We start from the raw sequence: 18,446 nt of genomic DNA on the forward strand, positions 1-18,446 counted from the left end.
TCTGTTTTGGTCATCACCTGCCATGGCACTTCTCCGATGATGGAGCAGGCAACAGATGAGAAACCGGCCGTACGCTCAGATCAGCCCCCAAGCGGCAATCTGGTAGATCCATACCATCGCCAGCAGGGTACCGACCAACCCCATGATGACGCCGATGCGCACCATCTGGTGACTCTCCACCAGACCGGTGGCGTGGGCCAGCGCATTGGGCGGGGTACTGATGGGCAGCGACATTCCAAGCGAAACCGAAATGGTAACCGCCAGGATCAGGGTATGACTGCCGCCCCACTCGGCCAGCTCCGGCATGCTGACCGCCAGTGCCGCCACCAGTGGCAGCAGCAGGTTGGCGGTTGCGGTGTTGGACATAAAGTTGGCCATCACCACTGCCAGCAGACAGGCGCCGACCAGTACCGCCAGCGTGGAGTACTCGTGGAACGGAATATGGGTGATGAGCCGCTCGGCCAACCCGGAGTCCTCCAGCGCCAGCCCCAGCGCGATACCGCCCGAGACCAGCCAGAGTACATCGAGGGAGATCTTGTGCAGATCGTCCTTGGTGATGATGCCGGTGGTCAGGAACACCGCTACCGGGATCATGGCGACCACGTAGGAACTCATGCCGTGCAGATCCCCCAGTAGCCAGAGCACTATGGTGGTGATAAAGGTGAGGTAGACCACCCAGGCGCGAGGGGTCTGCATAAAGCGCCCCTCAATCTTGAGATCCATCCGCTTGAGGGTGCTCGGGAAGAAGCGCCCCAGCAGAAACCAGCCAAGCAGCAACAGCAATACCACAAAGGGCACCGCAAATCCCATCCACTGACCGAACGAGATGGCATGCTCGCCGGTCAGGTATTTGAGGGCCACTGCGTTGGGCGGAGTGCCGATGGGAGTGCCGATCCCGCCGAGGTTGGCCGCCAGCGGAATGGCCAGCACAAAACCGATTTTGGCTGGGTCCTTGTCGGGGAACGCCGCCAGCACCGGGGTAAGGATGGCCAGCATCATGGCGGTGGTGGCGGTATTGCTCATAAACATGGAGAAGGTGGCGGTGATCAACATCAGCCCCAGCATGACGATCCGGGGATCCTGACCGAACGGGCGCAGCAGCACCCGCGCCAGATTGACGTCCAGATGGTATTTGGTCGCCGCAATGGCGAGGAAAAAACCACCGAGAAACAGCATGATAACCGGCGAGGCAAAGGTCGCCATCACCTCGGTGGACTTGAGCAGCTCACCAAACCCCGGTTCAGCCTTGTCGGCAGTCATGAACCAGAGCCCCTTGTCGGAGAGCAGCAGCAGCTCCAGCACGATGATCAGCACCGAGGTAGCGAAGATAGGGATGGGCTCCAGGATCCAGCAGAGGGCGGCCAGCACGAAAATGGCCACGACCCGCTGCTCGATGACGGTGATCCCCTCGAGCGGGATCCAGTGGGTCGGGATCAGCAGGATGGTGAGGCTCAGCAGCAGTGGCAGAATAATCTTGTTATTGATGGGCACTATTGTCTCCAGGATCGGGAGTAAGAAGCCAATAGTGGCATAACATGCTATCCCCTCACGCGGCCAACTCGCCAAAATGAGAGCTGGCTAACTGCACGGCGCACCGTTTTGTGAGTCATATCAAGCTGGGGTCGGCGCGCGATGGCTGACGCCTCAACCCTTGCAACAAACAGGCAAAAAAACGGGCCCGCTGTTCGTTGCACACGACAGCGGGCCCGTTTCACCATTCATGCCGATGAGGAGGCTCAGAAGTAGATGCGGGTCACCGACTCGATGACGCAACCCGGGCGGCGGATCCCTTCGATCTCAACCTTGATCTCTTTGAGTAGCTCCAGCCCACCCTTGATGGGGGTGACCCGGGCCAGCTTGGTGCGGGCGCGGATGTTGCTGTCCACCTTGATGGGGTACGGGAAACGTACCTGATCCAGCCCGAAGTTCACCACCATGCGGGCGGTCGGGAACTCGGGGGTGGCCTCATCGACCGAGCCGGTCAACTGCGGCAGCAGCGCCAGGGTCAGGAATCCGTGGGCGATGGTGGTCTTGAAGGGAGACTCGGCGGCCGCACGCTCCGGATCGGTGTGGATCCACTGGTGATCCCCGGTCACTGCAGCAAACTGATCGATCATCTGCTGGCTGACGTGCAGCCACTCGCCGACATGGGTCTCTTCACCAATGCGAGCCTGCAGAGCGGCATAAAGCTCGGCCGCCTCGGCCCCCAGCTCAACAGCTGGTTCCTGAGCCACGGCAGGCTGACCGTTGGCTACTTGTGCCACGGTTGCTGCATCCTGTTGCTGCTCGCTCTGGGACTCGGCTTGCAAGTCCAGCACACGCCCCAGCAAAGGGTGAAGATGTGCCTTTTGCTGAAACTCACGCCAGTAGTCGCGGATCGCCGGAGAGAGCCAATCCTTGAGCTCAAAGGGGTGCTGCGCCAGAATTTCGCGCTTGCGCTTCAGAAAATCGACAACTTTCATCTACCGATCCCTATTTGATTCAATGCCTGTAAAGAGGTCTAACCAGTCCTATTTTATTAAAGTTTCAGCTGTAAGTGCAAAAAAATCTCGGCGTACACCTGTACCAAGGCGGAAGTAACTGCTTAGACCATGTAAACCAGCACGATCTGCCAATGAGGAAATCGATTGCCAAAGATGCTGCCAGCAGGGGAAATTCATCGGGGTCGTTATGAAAAAAGGCCCTTATCGGGCCTTGTGGTGGGGAGTCAGCGCGCGCTCGACCAGCCGCTGCGCAATCCCTCCTCATCCAGAAAGGACCAGGCGAGGATCCGGCTCACCTTGTTGCCCTGTGCCATGTCGATCACCCGTACCTGACGCGCCCCCACCCGGCTCAACGCCTTTTTCGCCCCCGGCAGGTTCTCTTTTTTCGACACCAGCGAGCTGAACCAGAGGCACTGAGTGGCAAACTCCTTGCTCTGGGCAATCATGTTGGCCAGAAACGCCGCCTCGCCCCCTTCGCACCAGAGCTCGGCCTTCTGGCCGCCGAAGTTGAGCACAGGAGCGCCTGTCACCTCCTTGCCCAGATTGCGCAGCTTGCGCTCCGTCCCCTTGCTCGCCTCTTCCAGCGACGCATGGAACGGCGGATTGCACAGCGTCAGAGCGAAACGCTCTTTCGGCCCTATGATGCCGCGAAACACATGGTTGGGGTTACCCTGCAAACGACACTCAATCTGGTTGCCGAGTCCGTTGCTCTTGGCTAGCAGGGTGGCCGCCTTGACCGAGACCGGATCGATATCCGATCCGACAAAACGCCAGCCATATTCGCGGGCCCCCAGCAACGGATAGATGCAGTTTGCCCCCACCCCGATATCCAGCACCCTCACCCCCTTGCCGGTAGGGAGCTGGCCTGCGCTCTCGGCCAACAGGTCGGCCGCCCAGTGCAGGTAGTCCACCCGTCCCGGGATAGGAGGGCAGAGGTAACCGGCAGGCAAATCCCAGTGGGCAATCCCGTAGTGATGGGCCAGCAGGGCGCGATTGAGGGTCTTCACTGCATCGGGATTGGAAAAATCGATGGTGCGGGTGCCGTAGTCATTGATAAAGACATGAGCGGCCAATTCGGGAGTTCGCAGGCAAAGCGCCTCAAAGTCGTAACCCGTCTGATGGCGATTACGGGAGTGAAGTCCGGATTTGCGGTCGCCCGACTTGGGGCCACCGGCTGATGGGATGCGGGGTTTCATGCTGAGCCTGCCGAAGAAAACGGGCCCACACTATAGTGATTTGACTCGGGAAAGTCTAAACGAGGGCAATAAAAAACCGGGCTATCGAGCCCGGTTCAAGTGAGGTTGGAAAAACAGTCCGTACTGCGAGCCGTTTGTCCAGCCTGACTCAGATATCGATCCGGCGAGCTTGCCAGAACTTGTTGCGCCAATATTGGCTATCCAACTTGGAGCGCGTCACACCAGCTCGAGTCGAGGCGTGGATGAATTCACCATTGCCGACATAGATACCAACGTGGTTGAGACGACGATTGATTTTGAAGAAGACCAGGTCACCCTCGACCAAATCCTGCTTGGAAACGCGCGTCCCTTCGTGGACTTGGGAGCGGGTATCGCGGGGTAATTCGATACCGACGGCATTGCGGAACACTTCACGGGCAAAGGCGGAACAGTCGATACCGCGCTGGCTGCTGCCACCCATCCGGTAAGGAACACCACGCCACTCTTTGTATACAGTCAGGATTTCATTCACATCGGGTGTCTGGGAAGCTTCCGGTTCGATGACAGGTTCAACCATGGAAACTTCGATCTTGCTCGCGACCTCGGGTTGGGGTGCCGAGGCACAACCCACCATTCCGAGCGCGACCAGCAGTAGCATCAGGTGGCGCAATCCTTTATCCCCGCTAAATAGTAAATCTTGTTAAAATACGGCCCCAAAGGGCAATTTATAAGGCAACAGCACCCGACTATATCCAAGAATTCTATCGAGGCAAGTGAAAATCCCTATCAAGCTCACATTTTTGCAAGGAAATGCACGATTTTTCATAATTAATGTGATCATGACCAAACAATATACAATCGCAAAAAGAGCCTTGGGCCTCATAGATAACTGGCTTTTATCCCTGCTTCAGCACCTTTTTAAAGTGAAAAATCATGATCGAAACCGATCTTTTTTTGTTAAAACCGGCCAGGGTATGCCAGGAACTGCTTGCTCAATTTCCTGAATGGCTGTCAACCGATGAGCAGCATATTTGGCAAGCCATGACCCATCCTGAACGGCGTCAGGAATATCTGGTGAGCCGCGCCCTGCTACGCCAGCTATTGGCCGAGCGGCTGCAACAACCCGCCGCCAGCCTGCAATTTTGCAACGGCCCCCACGGCAAGCCCCGACTGCACGATGACGGCTGGCAGTTCAATCTGAGCCACAGTGGCAGCTGGCTGGTGTTGGCGCTCTGCCCACAGGGGCCTCTTGGGGTGGATATCGAATTGGGTAAACGGCGGCATCACCCCCTCCCCCTGGCCCGTCGGTTTTATGCACAGAGTGAATATGAATGGCTCTGCGCGCTGCCTGCTCAAGAGCAGGAGAGTGCTTTCTATCGGCTCTGGTCACGCAAGGAGGCGGTTCTGAAAGCCCATGGTGGCGGTATAGCAGCAGGGCTCGAGAAGGTGCGCTTCATTCCGGAGCAAGGATGGCGACTCGACAACCGGTTGGATGACACCCCTTATCAGGTGCAGGATTGGCCCTTTGCCAGCGGCTGGCTCAGTCTCGCGGCGGCGGCAACCCCCGTGACCTTTTACCGGCTTGATGAGCGCTTGAATTGCCAGTCACTCAACCCCATGTTACTAAACACCCTTTCTGAAGAGTCCAACTCATGATCGTCGACATTACTCCCCAGAATTTTCATGCAGAACTTATCGATGCGTCCATGAAGAAGCCGGTCGTCATCTATTTCCATGCTCCGCAGATGCCGGAGTGTCAGGGGATGACACCACTGATCGAGTCGCTGATTGGGCCCACCAATGAGCAGGTCACTCTGGCCAAGGTGGACATGAACAATCCCCAGTTGCAACCACTGGCCAGCCAACTCGGTCTGAGAGCCCTGCCGGCGCTGGTGTTGTTCCATCAGGGTCGCCCTGACGAACAGGGGATCATCGAAGGGCCGCAGGATGAAGCCACCCTGCGCCAGTATTTCGCAGCATTTGCCCCCAAAGAGGAAGAGGAACTACTGGCCAAGGGGCAGCGGGCACTGGCTGACGAGCAGCCCGGCGAGGCTTATGCTCATCTGGGTAAAGCTCATCAGATCGCTCCGGAGCGTCACGACATCAGCCTGTGGCTCATTCAGGCCGCACTCGATCTCAATCTGCTGGATGAAGCTCAGGAACGCCTCGGTACCATCCCGATGGTAGCGCAGGATGGTCACTTCCATGCCCTGAGCTCACGGCTGGCGCTGGCCCTGCAAGCAGCAGACAGCCCGGAACTGCGTGCGCTGGAAGCCCGCCATGCAGAACAACCCGATGATTTTGGCCTGGCACAAGAACTGGCTGTGCAATACAACCAGGCTGGCCGTCAGGAAGATGCATTAGAACTGCTGCTGGCGATCCTCAAACGGGACTTGGCATTCGGCGATGCCAGAAAGACCTATCTTGATATTCTGGCGACCATGGGCAGCACACCGGCGGCGCAGAGCTATCGTCGCAAACTCTATAGTCTGCTCTACTGATCGGATAGTAACTGTCTGGTAATGATGGGGGAGTGCCGGGAGACCGGCATGACCTCATGGGTCAAGTACGAAGAAGGCGCTGTGGGTATAGTGTAGAAACGGTGAATTTTGGGCAAAAAAAAATGGCGCAAAACTGCGCCATTTTTTTCGCATGGATTACTTCTTGTAGGAAGTAGCCATGTTGTCGATGCGCTGGTTAGCACGCATAGCTTCTTGCTTGGCTTCGGCAACATCAGCAGCGATTTTGGACTGATCAGCACGAACTGCGCTAACATCTTGAGCCAGCTGGTCAACTTTGTTAGACAGATTCTGAACGGAAGTTTCCAGTTCGCTAGTGTTTGCACAACCACCCAGCAGAGCGGACAGACCAACAACACCTACCAACAACAATTTTTTCATTTTTAAAGCTCCCTTGAACTCGCCAGACGTTTAGCAAGCGGCGTGATTATGGCACAAAAAAATAATACTTTGCATAGCCCCCACCACAGATAAATGCATTAAAACCCTCATTTTTTTTTGAGCGGACATTTTTTGTCCAGACTCGTCTAAAAAATGAGTGCCACATGGTGAGGACACGGACAAAGGTTAACCAAATTTTTGCCTTATTACAATTTCGTATGAAGCTCAGGCTGTACGTTCTGACAACAACTGACGATATTGCACCAGATCCTCGATGGTCAGCACTGGCATCCGCTGTTTGCGGCCAAATGCCACCAGGTCCGGCAGACGGGCCATCGAGCCATCTTCCTTGGTCAGTTCGCACAGCACACCGAACGGTTTGAGGCCGGCCAGCTGCATCAGATCGACCGTGGCTTCGGTGTGACCGCGGCGAGTAAGCACCCCACCGGTTCGCGCCCGCAGCGGGAAAACGTGACCCGGGCGGTGCAGATCACCGGGCTTGGCACCGTCGGCAATGGCGGCGCGGATAGTGGTGATGCGATCAGCAGCCGAGACGCCGGTCGTGACCCCCTGCGCCGCTTCTATCGTGACAGTAAACGCGGTCTGGTAGTGGCTGGAGTTGGCCTCCACCATCATCGGTAGTTCCAGCTGGCGAACCCGCTCGTCGGGCAGGCAGAGGCAAACGATGCCGGAGCACTCGCGGATCATCAGCGCCATCTGTTCATTGGTCATGGATTCTGCTGCGAAAATGAGGTCACCCTCATTCTCCCGATCTTCATCGTCGGCCACCAGCACGCCGCCTCCGGCACGTAAAGCCGTTAGGGCAGCTTCGACGCGGGCAATGGGATCACCGAATTCACTGAGTAGAGACTGATTCATGGTAAAACTCCTAAACAAGACAAGGACCAGAATCAGGGCATGGAAAGGCAGACAGAGATGAGCATGCAGCGGCCAGCCCACTAGGGCCAACGCGGCAATGTCTGTCTTATCCTCTTTCATCCGGACTATGACCGTCGGCTCCGGCATCTCACCGGATCTGCTGACCCCAACTCGGCAATCAGCCAAGTCGGGCGCTCGCGGGCTCCCCGAGTCAATCAGGATACCGCCGGTGGGGAATTGCACCCCGCCCTGAGAATAAGCGCAGACAGCCTAAAGAAAAACGGTTGCAGATACCAGCCAAAATCCCCGCTGGCTGAAAAGTGTTTCAACATTGCGCCCAGGATCGCGCTCTTCAACCCGTTCGCCAGCGCGAAAGACAGTGACTGGCGACTGGCGAATTTCTTTATGGCGCGGATCGGTTTATGGCATAGTTCCCGAAACAAAAAACAGGGCCCGAAAAGAGAGCCTGAACAACGCTGCCGGCGCAGACAGTAGCGCCAACACCACAAACGGAAAATGACAGAGATGGAAAAGAAAATACTGCTCACGGATTGCCCGGATGCCAAAGGGCTCATCGCCAAGATCACCAACATCTGCTACAAGCATCAGCTCAACATCATCAAGAACGATGAGTTTGTGGATCACGAGAATGGCCGCTTCTTTATGCGTACCGAGCTGGAAGGGCGCTTCAACGACGAGACCCTGCTGGCCGACCTTGATGATGCCCTGCCCACCGGAGCCCAGCGCCGTCTGGTCAAGGCGGGCAAGAAGCGTATCGTTATCCTGGTGACCAAGGAGACCCACTGCCTCGGCGATATTCTAATGAAGAACTACGCGGGCGCGCTGGATATGGATATCGTCGCGGTGATCGGCAACTACGACACCCTGGCCGAGCTCACCGGCAAATTCGATATCCCGTTCCACACCGTCAGTCACGAGGGTCTGAGCCGGACAGAGCATGAGGAGCAGGTTCGCGCCATCATCGACGGCTATGAGCCTGACTATGTGATCCTGGCCAAGTACATGCGGGTGCTGACACCGAGCTTCGTCGAGGCCTACCCGCGCAAGATCCTCAACATCCACCACTCCTTCCTGCCCGCTTTCATCGGTGCCCGCCCCTACCGGCAGGCATTCGATCGCGGGGTCAAGCTGATCGGTGCCACCGCCCACTTCGTGACTGACGATCTGGATGAGGGTCCCATCGTCGAACAGGACGTGATCCACGTCGGTCACGCCTTCAGTGCGGACGACATGGCCAAGGCGGGCCGGGATGTAGAGAAATCGGTGCTGAGCCGCGCGCTGGAGCTGGTACTGAACGAGCGGGTGTTCGTCTACGGCAACAAGACTGTAGTCTTCAAGTAATCCGTCCACGTGGCACGTATGCAAACGCCAGCAACAACAACGGCTCCCGCGGGAGCCGTTGTTGTTTCTACACCATGCATCAGAGCGACAGATTGTTTACCGTCACCGCGCCCTTCTCCAGCTTCAGCTCGGAGGTCAGCGCTTGCTTGTCGGCCTTCAGATAACCCATGAGGGTCAGCTGATCGAGCATGGGGGCCAATTGCGGTACCGCCTTGCCCAGCTTGTCGCTAAGGCTGGCATGCAGCACGCCGCTGAGGGCCTGCATCCCTGTGTCGCTGTTGAACAGCTGCTCCAGCGAGGTGGAGGCCAGCTTCACGTTCCCCTTCATGGTCACCACCTCACCGTTGAGCTTGGCGCTGAGATCGGCCAGTTCAAGGGTCGCGCCACGTTTGAGCATCTTATCCAGCGCCTGCTGAATAGCGGCATCTTCAACTCCCTTGCCACCAGCGGCCTGCAGCCCCTGATACCCTTCCAGATCCAGACCGTTGAGGTTGAGCGCCAACTTGCTGTCGGTCACCGCCAGGGTGTCGGTCTCGTTCTCCAGATCCAGCTTGGCAATGCTCATCTGATAGCTGCTGGAAAGAGTCTGGGCATCATCGCCGGTAAGACGGGTCTCGGTCGTCATCCCCTTCAGGGCAACCCGAACACTGTCAGGCAGTTGCAGAGTGAGGGCGGAGAGACTCATCTCGCTCTGTGGAGAGAGAAAGACGCCGCTGATCTCGGCAACATCGGCACTCCCTTTCAGGTCGGCCAGCACCAAGTCCATCTTGCTCTGCTCTTCATGAACCGTCATCCCCTGCCAGGTCATGGTGAGGTGACCACTGCCCTCCAGATTGCCGTGAAACTCGCCGTTCAGAGGCAGGAAGCTGAACTCGTCCAGCCCCTGTTTTACCTTGAACTCATTGGCCCAGAATCGGCTGCTGTTGGCTTGGGTCCAGAGGCTGGTTGCCGACTCCAGACCAAGTTGCCACTGCTCCATGCCCAGTGCGGTGAAAACTGGCGCCAGGGTGCCATTATGGGTATCAAGCTGGAAGTGGCTCTTGATATAGAGCGGCAGGATCCGGCTCTTGACCAGCAGTTGTAACTCGATGGGCTGGCTGCCTTCCAGCTCGCTGTCGATGGAGGCCAGCTCCTCGGGCGTGATCACCACCTTCAGGATGCCATCACGGGTAAAGAGGTTACTGCTGCCCGGCAGCCACTGCATGTCGATGCCGGTTTCGTCCTCCACCTTGGCGATCTGCTCCGCCATGATGTTGTCGAAACTGCTGCCCGTGTACCAGCACGCGGCCAGACCACCACCAACCAGTGCCGCACCCACGGCGAGGGCCACTATCTTTTTCATATATCCATGTGTCTCCAGGGAGTTGTCACTGCACTCTACGGGGCGGACTCGGGGCTAGGCAAGTCCAATCAGATGGCGAGTCCACTTTCTTGCGGCTCGCCACAACATCACAGCAAGGGGCTGAAGAGATAGAAGATGTTCTCCATCGCCTTCTTGTACCAGGGGCGGGCCTGCCATTGGGCCAGGGTCATCGGGGTGGCTTCTGCCATATACCCCTGCACCAGCCGGGTCATCTGGGCCACGAAAGAAGGGTTGTCCACCAGCAAGGTCACCTCGAAGTTGAGCCAGAGGCTGCGCCGGTCGAGATTGACCGTGCCCACCAAAGCGAAGTCGTCATCTACCAGCACGCTCTTGGTATGGAGCAGGCCGGCATCGTAGCGATAGATCTCCACTCCCGCTTCCAGCAGCTCCTCCATAAAAGCGTTGCAGGCATAGTTGGCCATGATGGAGTCGTTACGTGCCGGCAATACCAGCTGCACCTGCACCCCACGCGCCGCAGCCGAACTGAGTGCGGCGGCCAGCGGATCGTCCGGGACAAAATAGGGGGTCGTCAGCACCAGATGGCTGCGCGCCTGGTAGATGGCCAGCAGCAGGCTCTGCTGAATACAGTCACCACCAACGAAAGGGCCTGACGGGATCAACTGGGCGCGGTAGTTGGTCTGGGGCCAAGCTTCCGGCTCATGCTGCAGACTGTCGAGCAGCCGCTCGCCGGTCTCCACCTCCCAGTCCCAGACGAAGATCGACCACATCAGCGGTACCATGGGACCTTGCACCCGGATCATGATGTCGACCCACTGGCCAACACCGGCATCCTGCTTGAAGAAACGCGGATCAACCATGTTCATGGAGCCGGTATAGCCCACCTTGTCGTCGATCACCACCAGCTTGCGGTGCATCCGTAAATCCTGCCGCTGGAACGGGATGCGCCAGGCGCCGACCGGCAGCACCTCCACCAGCTTGACCCCCGCCTTGCGCAGCTTTTTCGGCCACCCGGAGCGGAAGAAGTGCTTGCTACCCACCGAATCGAGCAACAAACGACAATCCACGCCGCGTAGCGCGACGTCCATTAGTGCCTCGCACACCTCGTCGGCATCACCGCCGGGGTGCCAGATATAGAACTCCAGATAGCAGGAGAGGGTAGAACGGCGAATATCCTGGGCAATCTCATGCAGGATCTGGTCAGGTTGGCTGAGCAGAGTCATCCGGTTGCCTGAGAGCATGGGCATAGCCAGCCGCCCCTGGATTAGATCGTGCAATGGTTGGGCCTTCTCCCCCACCTCGCAGCAATGCTGGGGGAAAAGGCGGGCCAACTGACGGATCCAGATAGCATAAGGGCGGTACATGGCCTGTGCCCGCTCGGCACGTCGACGCCCCAACTTGATTTCACCAAACAGCAAGTAAAAGCCGACACCGGCAAACGGAATGGCGTAGATCAGCGCCAGCCAGGCCAGCGACACCCCGATGGGGCGGCGCTTCATCACCACCCGAAACGACACACCCGCGACGATAACGGTATGAAAAAGCAGTAGCAGCCAGCCCAGAAAGCGGGAGAACAGCAGGTGAAGATCATGTTCCAGACCGTTTAGCAACGGTAACTCCTTCTCATCAACAAACAGTGGTCGGCAGATCCTGCCAGTCAGGAATGGTATGCTGTAAGGCAAATCCATTCTATCAGGTTGCCCCCATGATTCTGCAATCCATGCTGCTCAGCCTGGCCATGCTAGGTCAAGGCTCATATGACATCAATGAGCAGCAGATCAATCAGTACCTGCAATCCCAAGTGCAAGTCGACAAACAGCTGGAACTACCGGGCATCATCAAGGCCCATGTGAAGCTGGAGCAGAGCGATGTCCAGATTGGCCGTCAACAACCAGACACCGCCCGAGTCTATGGCAAGGGCAAGCTCAAGATCGCCCTGCCCGACAATACCGAATATGACGCCCGCCTGCAGATGACCTATGAGGCGAGGCCCCGCTATGACAAGAGTCAGAGCGCGCTGTTTCTCGACAACATGAAACTGGTGGAGTACAAGCTGGAACCGGAGGCGGCAGAGAGAAAGTTCGGCATGATGCTCGGCATGCTGCTGCAGAGCATGGAGAAGCGTCTTGAGAGCAAACCGGTTTACCGACTGGATGACAAGGATCCGCAACAAGCCTGGCTGAAAGAGAACCTGCTGGGGCTGGAGCTGTCACCGGGTAAAATCCACCTACTGACCAGACCCCGCTAGCCCGCTCAATTCAGGAGGGGCTGGGTGGTATCCCGTACCAGCAGCTCCACCTGATAACCCTGCTGCTGCTGTTGCTCATAAAGGGAGAAGAGTGACCCGCTCAATTGGGTGAGGGAGATATCGGCAAAACCGGCCTTGAGATAGAAGGGTTTCTCGAAAGGCAGTACCTGACAGACTACCGGTTTGTCCTCCAGGCCGTGACAGGCGTGCTGCAACAGCCGTGAACCCAATCCCAGCGACTGGTAGTGAGGCAACAGACGAAAGCCGCACAGATGATAAAACTCCTCCTCGTCCCGCAACCGAACTGCCCCTACCAGCCAGTGAGCATCACGTACGACAAAGACCCGCTCGGCCAGATCCGGCACATAGTGGGAAAAAGTCGTCTCGTAATAGTCCTTGATAAGGGAGAGATCGGCGTCACAGTACTCCTCGAAGATGAGTTCCATCGCCAGCATTCCTGACACAAAAATACCTTTATAATCAATTATAAAAATAGATAAAGACTAACTAGCCAGACCAGCTGACATAAGCAAGATAGCACGCATTTTGTTAACAAAAAAGCGAACATCCTAGAGCACTTCCATAAGGCGATTATGACCATTGGCTACCGGAAAGTTCCACCGTTTAGCTCCTCTCCTGGCCATACTCTGGCATCCCCCCATCCCTCGGCCAAATCCCCCTTCAACTTCACAACTCCCTGTTTGTACGCTTGTTCTGCACTCGCCATGGTGCTTTACTCAACATGATGATCCCTGGAAGGAGTGTGACGGTTGAAAGCATGGATGCTGGCAGGCCAGATGGTGTTGATCCCATTGAGCGGATGGAGCCAGACGCCCCCTCCCGCGGAGGTGGTCTTCCTGACCGTAGCCCCCTCTCCCTTACGCTCGGTCGGTCATGCTGCGCCCGCTCCACAACCCGAAACCGCTCAAACGGCGGCAACCGCCGCTGGCGGCAAGAAGCAGATCCAGGTCTATAAATCGGTGCAGCAAAACGGGGTGGTACGTTACTCCGATATGGCGCCCGAACAGGGCCATTACGAACTGCTGCTGTTCAACGACTGCTTCGCCTGCGATCCCAAATCCAGCGTCAACTGGCAGACCACAGGACTGTTTCTCTATGACTATGCCAGCACCATCAAGGCTGCCGCGAAAACCTATCAGGTTGAGCCTGCGCTGATCAGAGCCCTGATCCATGCGGAATCCGCTTTCAATCCGCTGGCGGTCTCCCGCAAGGGGGCGATGGGCCTGACCCAGCTGATGCCAGCCACAGCGCGGGAGCTGGGGGTCGGCAATGCCTTGCTGGCGGAGCAGAATATTTTCGGCGGGGTGAAATACCTGGCAGGACTGCTCAAACAGTATGACGGCAACATTGCGCTGGCAACTGCGGCCTACAACGCCGGGGCTGGCGCAGTGCAAAAACATGGCGGCATTCCGCCCTATGCGGAAACGCGCGCTTATGTAGAGCGCGTCCAGTTGCTCCATCAACGCTACAAAGAGATGCTGCAGGCCAAGGGACTCTGACGTTTGGCTTGGTGAGTTCTCTTATCTCACCCTTCCAGAAACAAAAAACACGCCCACAGGCGTGTCGATACCACACTTTGTTTCGCAAATGATTACTTCTGCTCAGTCGCCACCAGGCGATAAGCCAGCGCACCCAGAATGGCACCGACAATCGGGGCAACCCAGAACAGCCAGAGCTGGCTGATAGCCCAGTCACCGACAAACAGCGCAACACCGGTACTGCGGGCCGGGTTGACCGAGGTATTGGTCACCGGAATGCTGACGAGGTGGATCAGGGTCAGGCACAGACCGATGGCGATCGGCGCGAAACCGGCAGGCGCACGGCTATCGGTGGCGCCCATGATGACGAACAGGAAGAAACCGGTCATCACCACTTCACACACCAGTGCGGCAGTCAGGCTATAACCACCCGGAGAGTGCTCACCGTAGCCGTTGGAAGCAAAACCGGCAGAGAGATCAAACCCGGCCTGACCGCTGGCAATCACGTAAAGCACGGCAGCAGCGGCAATGCCACCCAGCACTTGCGCCACGATATAAGGCAGTACACCGGATGCCGGAAAACGACCACCCGCCCACAGACCAACGGTCACGGCCGGATTGAGGTGGCAACCGGAGATATGGCCGATGGCAAACGCCATGGTCAGCACGGTCAGACCGAAAGCCATCGAGACCCCCAGCAGACCAATCCCGACGTGAGGGAAGGCCGCAGCCAGCACGGCACTGCCGCACCCGCCCAATATCAGCCAGAAAGTGCCCATAAACTCAGCAGCAACAGGTTTCACATTATTTCTCCCATTTGAGATAACACCGAACAAGACCCGAGAAGGGCCCATGCTTGAACAAGCGCAGCATTATGGGAGTGTGAGTCCAGATTGCGAACCCGGCAGGCGGGGCTCACTCAATGTGACATTCGTCACAATTCGTTGATTAGATAAGAGATTTATCATTAAGACAGCTGGCTGCACATCTCATACCCAAGGGCGTCATGCGACAACTTGTGACACCGTTTAGCTCGAGTAATCATCCCTTGAACGATAAAAACGGAGGCGTGGTCAGTATCCTGCAGGGGCAAAACGGCTGACAACCTGCCCCTGATGCTCAATCCACTCCATAAACATGGCGACGGGACGGGCATAGACGGTGCCATCCTGTTCCGACTGATAGATCACCAGCTGCTCGCCTGTCTCGGTATGGCTGGCCAGGGTCAGCACCTGATAGTAACCCCCCTTGAAGTGACGATAGCGACCGGGTGTGGGTGCATGCATGGAATACCTCTGCAGATGGAACAGGACGGGAAAGGGGAAATATGGGCTGGCCAGTGCCAGTTGTATCAGCTTTTTCTCGTCGGAAATGGCGATGAGGAGGCTTTTTTACACAAGCCAATCGTGCCAGAGAGCGTGAAGATTTCAACACAGTAGAGTAGCTTTGTTAATCACTCCCCCATCTTTCACTGGTGAACCTTGCCAAGCACAAACGATCGTGCTGAATTTAACCTTTTAATAACTCTGTTTTGGGACTAAAAATCAGGAATTTCTACTAAAAAGAAGATTGTTCTAGGATTCAATTCTGTGAAGAATAGGGGAAAAGATATTTGATACTAAAAACCGCCTTTTTCGCCAACGCGTCCCTGTGGGGAAGGAATCACACTCACCATGTTCACAATCGACAAGTCGCACAAGCTCGACGATGTCTGCTATGACATCCGCGGCCCGGTGCATAAAGAAGCTCGCCGCCTCGAAGACGAAGGCCACCGCATTCTCAAGCTCAACATCGGCAACCCGGCCCCGTTCGGCTTTGATGCGCCGGAAGAGATCATCAAAGATGTGATCCTCAACATGCCCCAGAGCCAGGGCTACTGCGACTCCAAGGGGCTCTTCTCCGCCCGCAAGGCGGTGATGCAGTACTACCAGCAAAAAGGGATGCGCAAGGTCGACATCGACGACATCTACATCGGCAACGGCGCCAGCGAGCTGATCGTGATGGCGATGCAGGCGCTGCTCAACAACGGCGACGAGATGCTGGTGCCCTCCCCTGACTATCCGCTCTGGACCGCCGCCGTCACCCTCTCCGGTGGCCATGCGGTGCACTATCGCTGCGACGAAGGGGCTGACTGGTACCCGGATCTCGACGACATCCGTGCCCGCATTACCCCTCGCACCCGCGGCCTGGTGCTGATCAACCCCAACAACCCGACCGGTGCCGTTTACGGCAGCGAGTTCCTGCTGGAGGTGATCGAGATCGCCCGCCAGCACAACCTCATCATCTTCGCCGACGAGATCTACGACAAGATCCTCTACGACGATATCTCCCACACCAGCGTCTGCACTCTATGCGACGACGTGATGGTGGTGACCTTCAACGGCCTCTCCAAGGCCTACCGTGCCTGCGGCTTCCGTCAGGGCTGGATGGTCATCACAGGTCCCAAAGGCCGTGCCCGCGGTTACATTGAAGGGCTGGAAATGCTGGCCTCCATGCGGCTGTGTGCCAACGTGCCGATGCAGCACGCCATCCAGACTGCGCTTGGCGGCTACCAGAGCATCAACGAGCTGATCCTGCCGGGCGGCCGCCTGCGCAAGCAGCGGGACAAGGCGTGGGAGCTCTTGAACGAGATCCCCGGGGTCTCCTGCGTCAAACCCAAGGGGGCGCTCTACATGTTCCCGCGCCTCGACCCCAAGGTGTATGACATCCGCGATGACCAGAAGATGGTGTTCGACCTGCTGCAGCAAGAGAAGCTGCTGCTGGTGCAGGGCACAGGTTTCAACTGGCCGGCACCGGATCACTTCCGGCTGGTGTTCCTGCCCCGCGAAGAGGAGCTGGAAGATGCCATCGGCCGCCTCGCCCGCTTCCTCAAGGGCTACAAGCAGTAAGCAAAGCTCATGAAAAAGGCTCCCGCGGGAGCCTTTTTGTTATCTGTGGTTTTATCCGTGCCATCAGCCGTGCAGCAGAGCTCCGGCCACCAGCACCGCCATTGTGATGAGGGCTACGCCGATGATAAAGGGCAGCACCCAACGCACGAAGCGATCGTAGGGGATCTTGGCGAGCGCCAGACCGGCCACCAGATGAGCGGCGGTGGGGGCAAACAGGTTGATCCAGCCGGAGGCGGACTGATAGGCGGTGATCACCAGATCCCGGGAGATGCCGGAGAAGTCAGCCAGCGGCCCCATCAGCGGCATGGAGACGGTCGCCAGCCCCGAGGTTGACGGGATGAAGAAGCTCAGGATGATGTGGACCAGATAGGCCATCAGGATGAAGACCGACGAGGATAGTCCGGTCACCAGCCCTTCAGCCCAATGCAAAATGGTGTCGATGATGACGCCCTGCTCCATCACCACATAGATGCCGCGCGCCACCGCCACCACCAGCGCTACCCCGATGAGATCCCGAGCGCCGCTCAGGAAAGTCGCCACATAGTTGGACTCCGGCATCCGGTTGATCAGCGCAATCAGGATGGAGGCGCTAAAGAACAGGGTGGATAGCTCGTCAAACCACCAGCCAAAGGTGGGCAGCACGTCGATCCCCAAATCGGACCAGGGCACCACCGCATAGATCATCAGCAGGAAGGTGCCGAAGAAGACCAGCATGGTGAGCTTCTGCTTGCCGGTGAAGGCGAGGTTGCCGCTCTTCATCTGGGAGAACTCGTCGTCATAGGCAATGTCGGCCAGCACTGAGCGGGATTTGTCCTGCTGCACCAGCTTGGCGTAGCGCATCACGAACCAGGAGGCGAAGATCACCAGCAGCAGCCACTGGATGACCCGCAAACCGATCCCCTCACCGATGGGAATGCCGGCAAAACCGGAGGCGATACCGGTGGCAAACGGGTTGACGGTGGAGGCGAGCACCCCGACCCCGGAGCCAAGCAGGATAATCCCCGCCGCCACCATGCGATCGAAGCCCGCCGCCATCATCACCGGCACGATCAGCGCCCAGAAGGCTACCGTCTCCTCCGCCATGCCGAAGGTGGAGCCGCCGAGGGCAAACAGGGCGATCAGCACCGGGATCAGCAGCCGCTCACGGCCGGCAAAGCCGCGCACAATGGCCCCCACCCCGGCATCAAGCGCCCCGCTTTGCATGGTCACCGCCAGAAAGCCGCCGATGATGAGCACGAACAGCGCCACGTCGGCCGCCTTGTGAAAGCCCTGGATGGGGGCCTTGAGCACCTCGAATACCCCTTGCGGGTGGGCGGGTAACTCAGTGTAGCTGCCGGGCACCGGCAACAGCCGCTCGTCGCCGCTGTAATCAGCCACGGCCGCTGCCGCCACCGGCTGCTGGGTCTTGGCGGTGACATAGTCATATTTACCCGCCGGCAGCACCCAGGTGAGGGCGGCCATCAGCGCGATGATGATGAAAAGCAGGGTATAAACTGTGGGGAGTTGGCGCTTCTTGGGCGCCTCGTTTGGAGTGGTCATAGCTTCCGTACCTCGGCAATGCCGTCTGTGATCCGATCAGCGCAAGACTAGCGGGTTTGATATGGGAAAAAGGTGATCGCTGATAATAAAATTCCGCAATTTGGCGGAATTTTTGCCAAAAAAACAGGGCCCCGCGGGGCCCTGTTTTCACT

At 57.6% G+C, this 18,446-nt stretch carries 18 protein-coding genes and 1 riboswitch; of the genes, 6 read left to right on the top strand and 12 right to left on the bottom strand.

Annotation, left to right across the window (positions count from 1 at the left end):
• Positions 1 to 75: 75 nt before the first annotated feature.
• The 4 genes from G5154_RS05980 to G5154_RS05995 form a co-directional block, all read right to left on the bottom strand.
• Positions 76 to 1,491 carry an SLC13 family permease gene (locus G5154_RS05980; RefSeq protein ID WP_005353291.1) on the bottom strand — a complete coding sequence of 472 codons (1,416 nt, stop codon included), beginning with the start codon at positions 1,489 to 1,491 and terminating at the stop codon, positions 76 to 78.
• 245 nt (positions 1,492 to 1,736) lie between these two features.
• The gene (locus G5154_RS05985; protein WP_019445964.1) at positions 1,737 to 2,462 is read right to left on the bottom strand and encodes a MaoC family dehydratase; all 726 of its coding nucleotides are present in this window, start codon (positions 2,460 to 2,462) and stop codon (positions 1,737 to 1,739) included.
• Between the two features lie 245 nt (positions 2,463 to 2,707).
• The gene (gene rlmF / locus G5154_RS05990; protein WP_349929990.1) at positions 2,708 to 3,679 is read right to left on the bottom strand and encodes a 23S rRNA (adenine(1618)-N(6))-methyltransferase RlmF; all 972 of its coding nucleotides are present in this window, start codon (positions 3,677 to 3,679) and stop codon (positions 2,708 to 2,710) included.
• A 148-nt stretch (positions 3,680 to 3,827) separates the two neighbouring features.
• On the bottom strand, positions 3,828 to 4,316 hold the full coding sequence (locus tag G5154_RS05995; RefSeq protein ID WP_005334331.1) for a C40 family peptidase: 489 nt from the start codon (positions 4,314 to 4,316) through the stop codon (positions 3,828 to 3,830).
• A 275-nt stretch (positions 4,317 to 4,591) separates the two neighbouring features.
• Here G5154_RS05995 and G5154_RS06000 point away from each other — a divergent pair, with 275 nt between their 5' ends.
• A complete protein-coding gene (locus G5154_RS06000) occupies positions 4,592 to 5,314 on the top strand; it encodes a 4'-phosphopantetheinyl transferase family protein (RefSeq protein ID WP_349929991.1) in 723 nt (240 codons plus the stop codon).
• Positions 5,311 to 6,159 (top strand): tetratricopeptide repeat protein, encoded by an 849-nt coding sequence (locus G5154_RS06005; protein WP_421250523.1) that lies wholly within the window; start codon positions 5,311 to 5,313, stop codon positions 6,157 to 6,159. Before G5154_RS06000 ends, G5154_RS06005 begins: the two co-directional genes overlap by 4 nt.
• A 156-nt stretch (positions 6,160 to 6,315) precedes the next feature.
• Here the strand turns inward: G5154_RS06005 and G5154_RS06010 are convergent, their stop codons facing one another.
• Both G5154_RS06010 and ribB read right to left on the bottom strand, forming a co-directional pair.
• Positions 6,316 to 6,558, bottom strand: a complete 243-nt coding sequence (locus tag G5154_RS06010) for an Lpp/OprI family alanine-zipper lipoprotein (RefSeq protein WP_005334342.1) — start codon at positions 6,556 to 6,558, stop codon at positions 6,316 to 6,318.
• 225 nt (positions 6,559 to 6,783) lie between these two features.
• Positions 6,784 to 7,437, bottom strand: coding sequence for a 3,4-dihydroxy-2-butanone-4-phosphate synthase (ribB, locus tag G5154_RS06015; protein ID WP_005344189.1), 654 nt, complete (start codon positions 7,435 to 7,437; stop codon positions 6,784 to 6,786).
• Positions 7,438 to 7,541: 104 nt separating this feature from the next.
• A riboswitch (FMN riboswitch) is annotated at positions 7,542 to 7,698 on the bottom strand.
• Positions 7,699 to 7,962: 264 nt separating this feature from the next.
• On the opposite strand from ribB, the gene purU reads away from it, so the two are divergent.
• A complete protein-coding gene (gene purU / locus G5154_RS06020) occupies positions 7,963 to 8,799 on the top strand; it encodes a formyltetrahydrofolate deformylase (RefSeq protein ID WP_115544112.1) in 837 nt (278 codons plus the stop codon).
• Between the two features lie 79 nt (positions 8,800 to 8,878).
• Here the strand turns inward: purU and G5154_RS06025 are convergent, their stop codons facing one another.
• Together G5154_RS06025 and cls are read right to left on the bottom strand one after the other, a co-directional pair.
• Complete coding sequence (locus G5154_RS06025) at positions 8,879 to 10,141, bottom strand: DUF945 family protein (RefSeq protein ID WP_421250524.1); 1,263 nt, start codon at positions 10,139 to 10,141, stop codon at positions 8,879 to 8,881.
• A gap of 107 nt (positions 10,142 to 10,248) precedes the next feature.
• Positions 10,249 to 11,730 (bottom strand): cardiolipin synthase, encoded by a 1,482-nt coding sequence (gene cls / locus G5154_RS06030; protein ID WP_216979185.1) that lies wholly within the window; start codon positions 11,728 to 11,730, stop codon positions 10,249 to 10,251.
• Positions 11,731 to 11,825: 95 nt separating this feature from the next.
• Between cls and G5154_RS06035 the strand changes: the two genes are divergently transcribed.
• A complete protein-coding gene (locus G5154_RS06035) occupies positions 11,826 to 12,368 on the top strand; it encodes a DUF1439 domain-containing protein (RefSeq protein ID WP_005344183.1) in 543 nt (180 codons plus the stop codon).
• Between the two features lie 5 nt (positions 12,369 to 12,373).
• Here G5154_RS06035 and G5154_RS06040 read toward each other — a convergent pair whose 3' ends face one another.
• Entirely contained in the window at positions 12,374 to 12,814 is a 441-nt protein-coding gene (locus G5154_RS06040; protein WP_005344181.1) for a GNAT family N-acetyltransferase, read from the bottom strand.
• Between the two features lie 324 nt (positions 12,815 to 13,138).
• Here G5154_RS06040 and G5154_RS06045 point away from each other — a divergent pair, with 324 nt between their 5' ends.
• Positions 13,139 to 13,888 carry a lytic transglycosylase domain-containing protein gene (locus tag G5154_RS06045; RefSeq protein WP_419772928.1) on the top strand — a complete coding sequence of 250 codons (750 nt, stop codon included), beginning with the start codon at positions 13,139 to 13,141 and terminating at the stop codon, positions 13,886 to 13,888.
• A 92-nt stretch (positions 13,889 to 13,980) separates the two neighbouring features.
• Here G5154_RS06045 and aqpZ read toward each other — a convergent pair whose 3' ends face one another.
• On the bottom strand, positions 13,981 to 14,670 hold the full coding sequence (gene aqpZ / locus G5154_RS06050; protein WP_421250525.1) for an aquaporin Z: 690 nt from the start codon (positions 14,668 to 14,670) through the stop codon (positions 13,981 to 13,983).
• A gap of 270 nt (positions 14,671 to 14,940) precedes the next feature.
• Positions 14,941 to 15,153: a DUF1653 domain-containing protein gene (locus tag G5154_RS06055; RefSeq protein WP_421250526.1), complete on the bottom strand. Its 213-nt coding sequence runs from the start codon at positions 15,151 to 15,153 to the stop codon at positions 14,941 to 14,943.
• A gap of 387 nt (positions 15,154 to 15,540) precedes the next feature.
• On the opposite strand from G5154_RS06055, the gene G5154_RS06060 reads away from it, so the two are divergent.
• On the top strand, positions 15,541 to 16,755 hold the full coding sequence (locus tag G5154_RS06060) for a pyridoxal phosphate-dependent aminotransferase (protein WP_043851260.1): 1,215 nt from the start codon (positions 15,541 to 15,543) through the stop codon (positions 16,753 to 16,755).
• A 63-nt stretch (positions 16,756 to 16,818) separates the two neighbouring features.
• Here G5154_RS06060 and G5154_RS06065 read toward each other — a convergent pair whose 3' ends face one another.
• Positions 16,819 to 18,294, bottom strand: coding sequence for a YfcC family protein (locus tag G5154_RS06065; RefSeq protein WP_421250527.1), 1,476 nt, complete (start codon positions 18,292 to 18,294; stop codon positions 16,819 to 16,821).
• Between the last annotated feature and the right edge of the window lie 152 nt (positions 18,295 to 18,446).

The organism is Aeromonas sp. 600527 (assembly GCF_049175415.1).
Taxonomy (GTDB): Bacteria; Pseudomonadota; Gammaproteobacteria; order Enterobacterales; family Aeromonadaceae; genus Aeromonas; species Aeromonas veronii_A.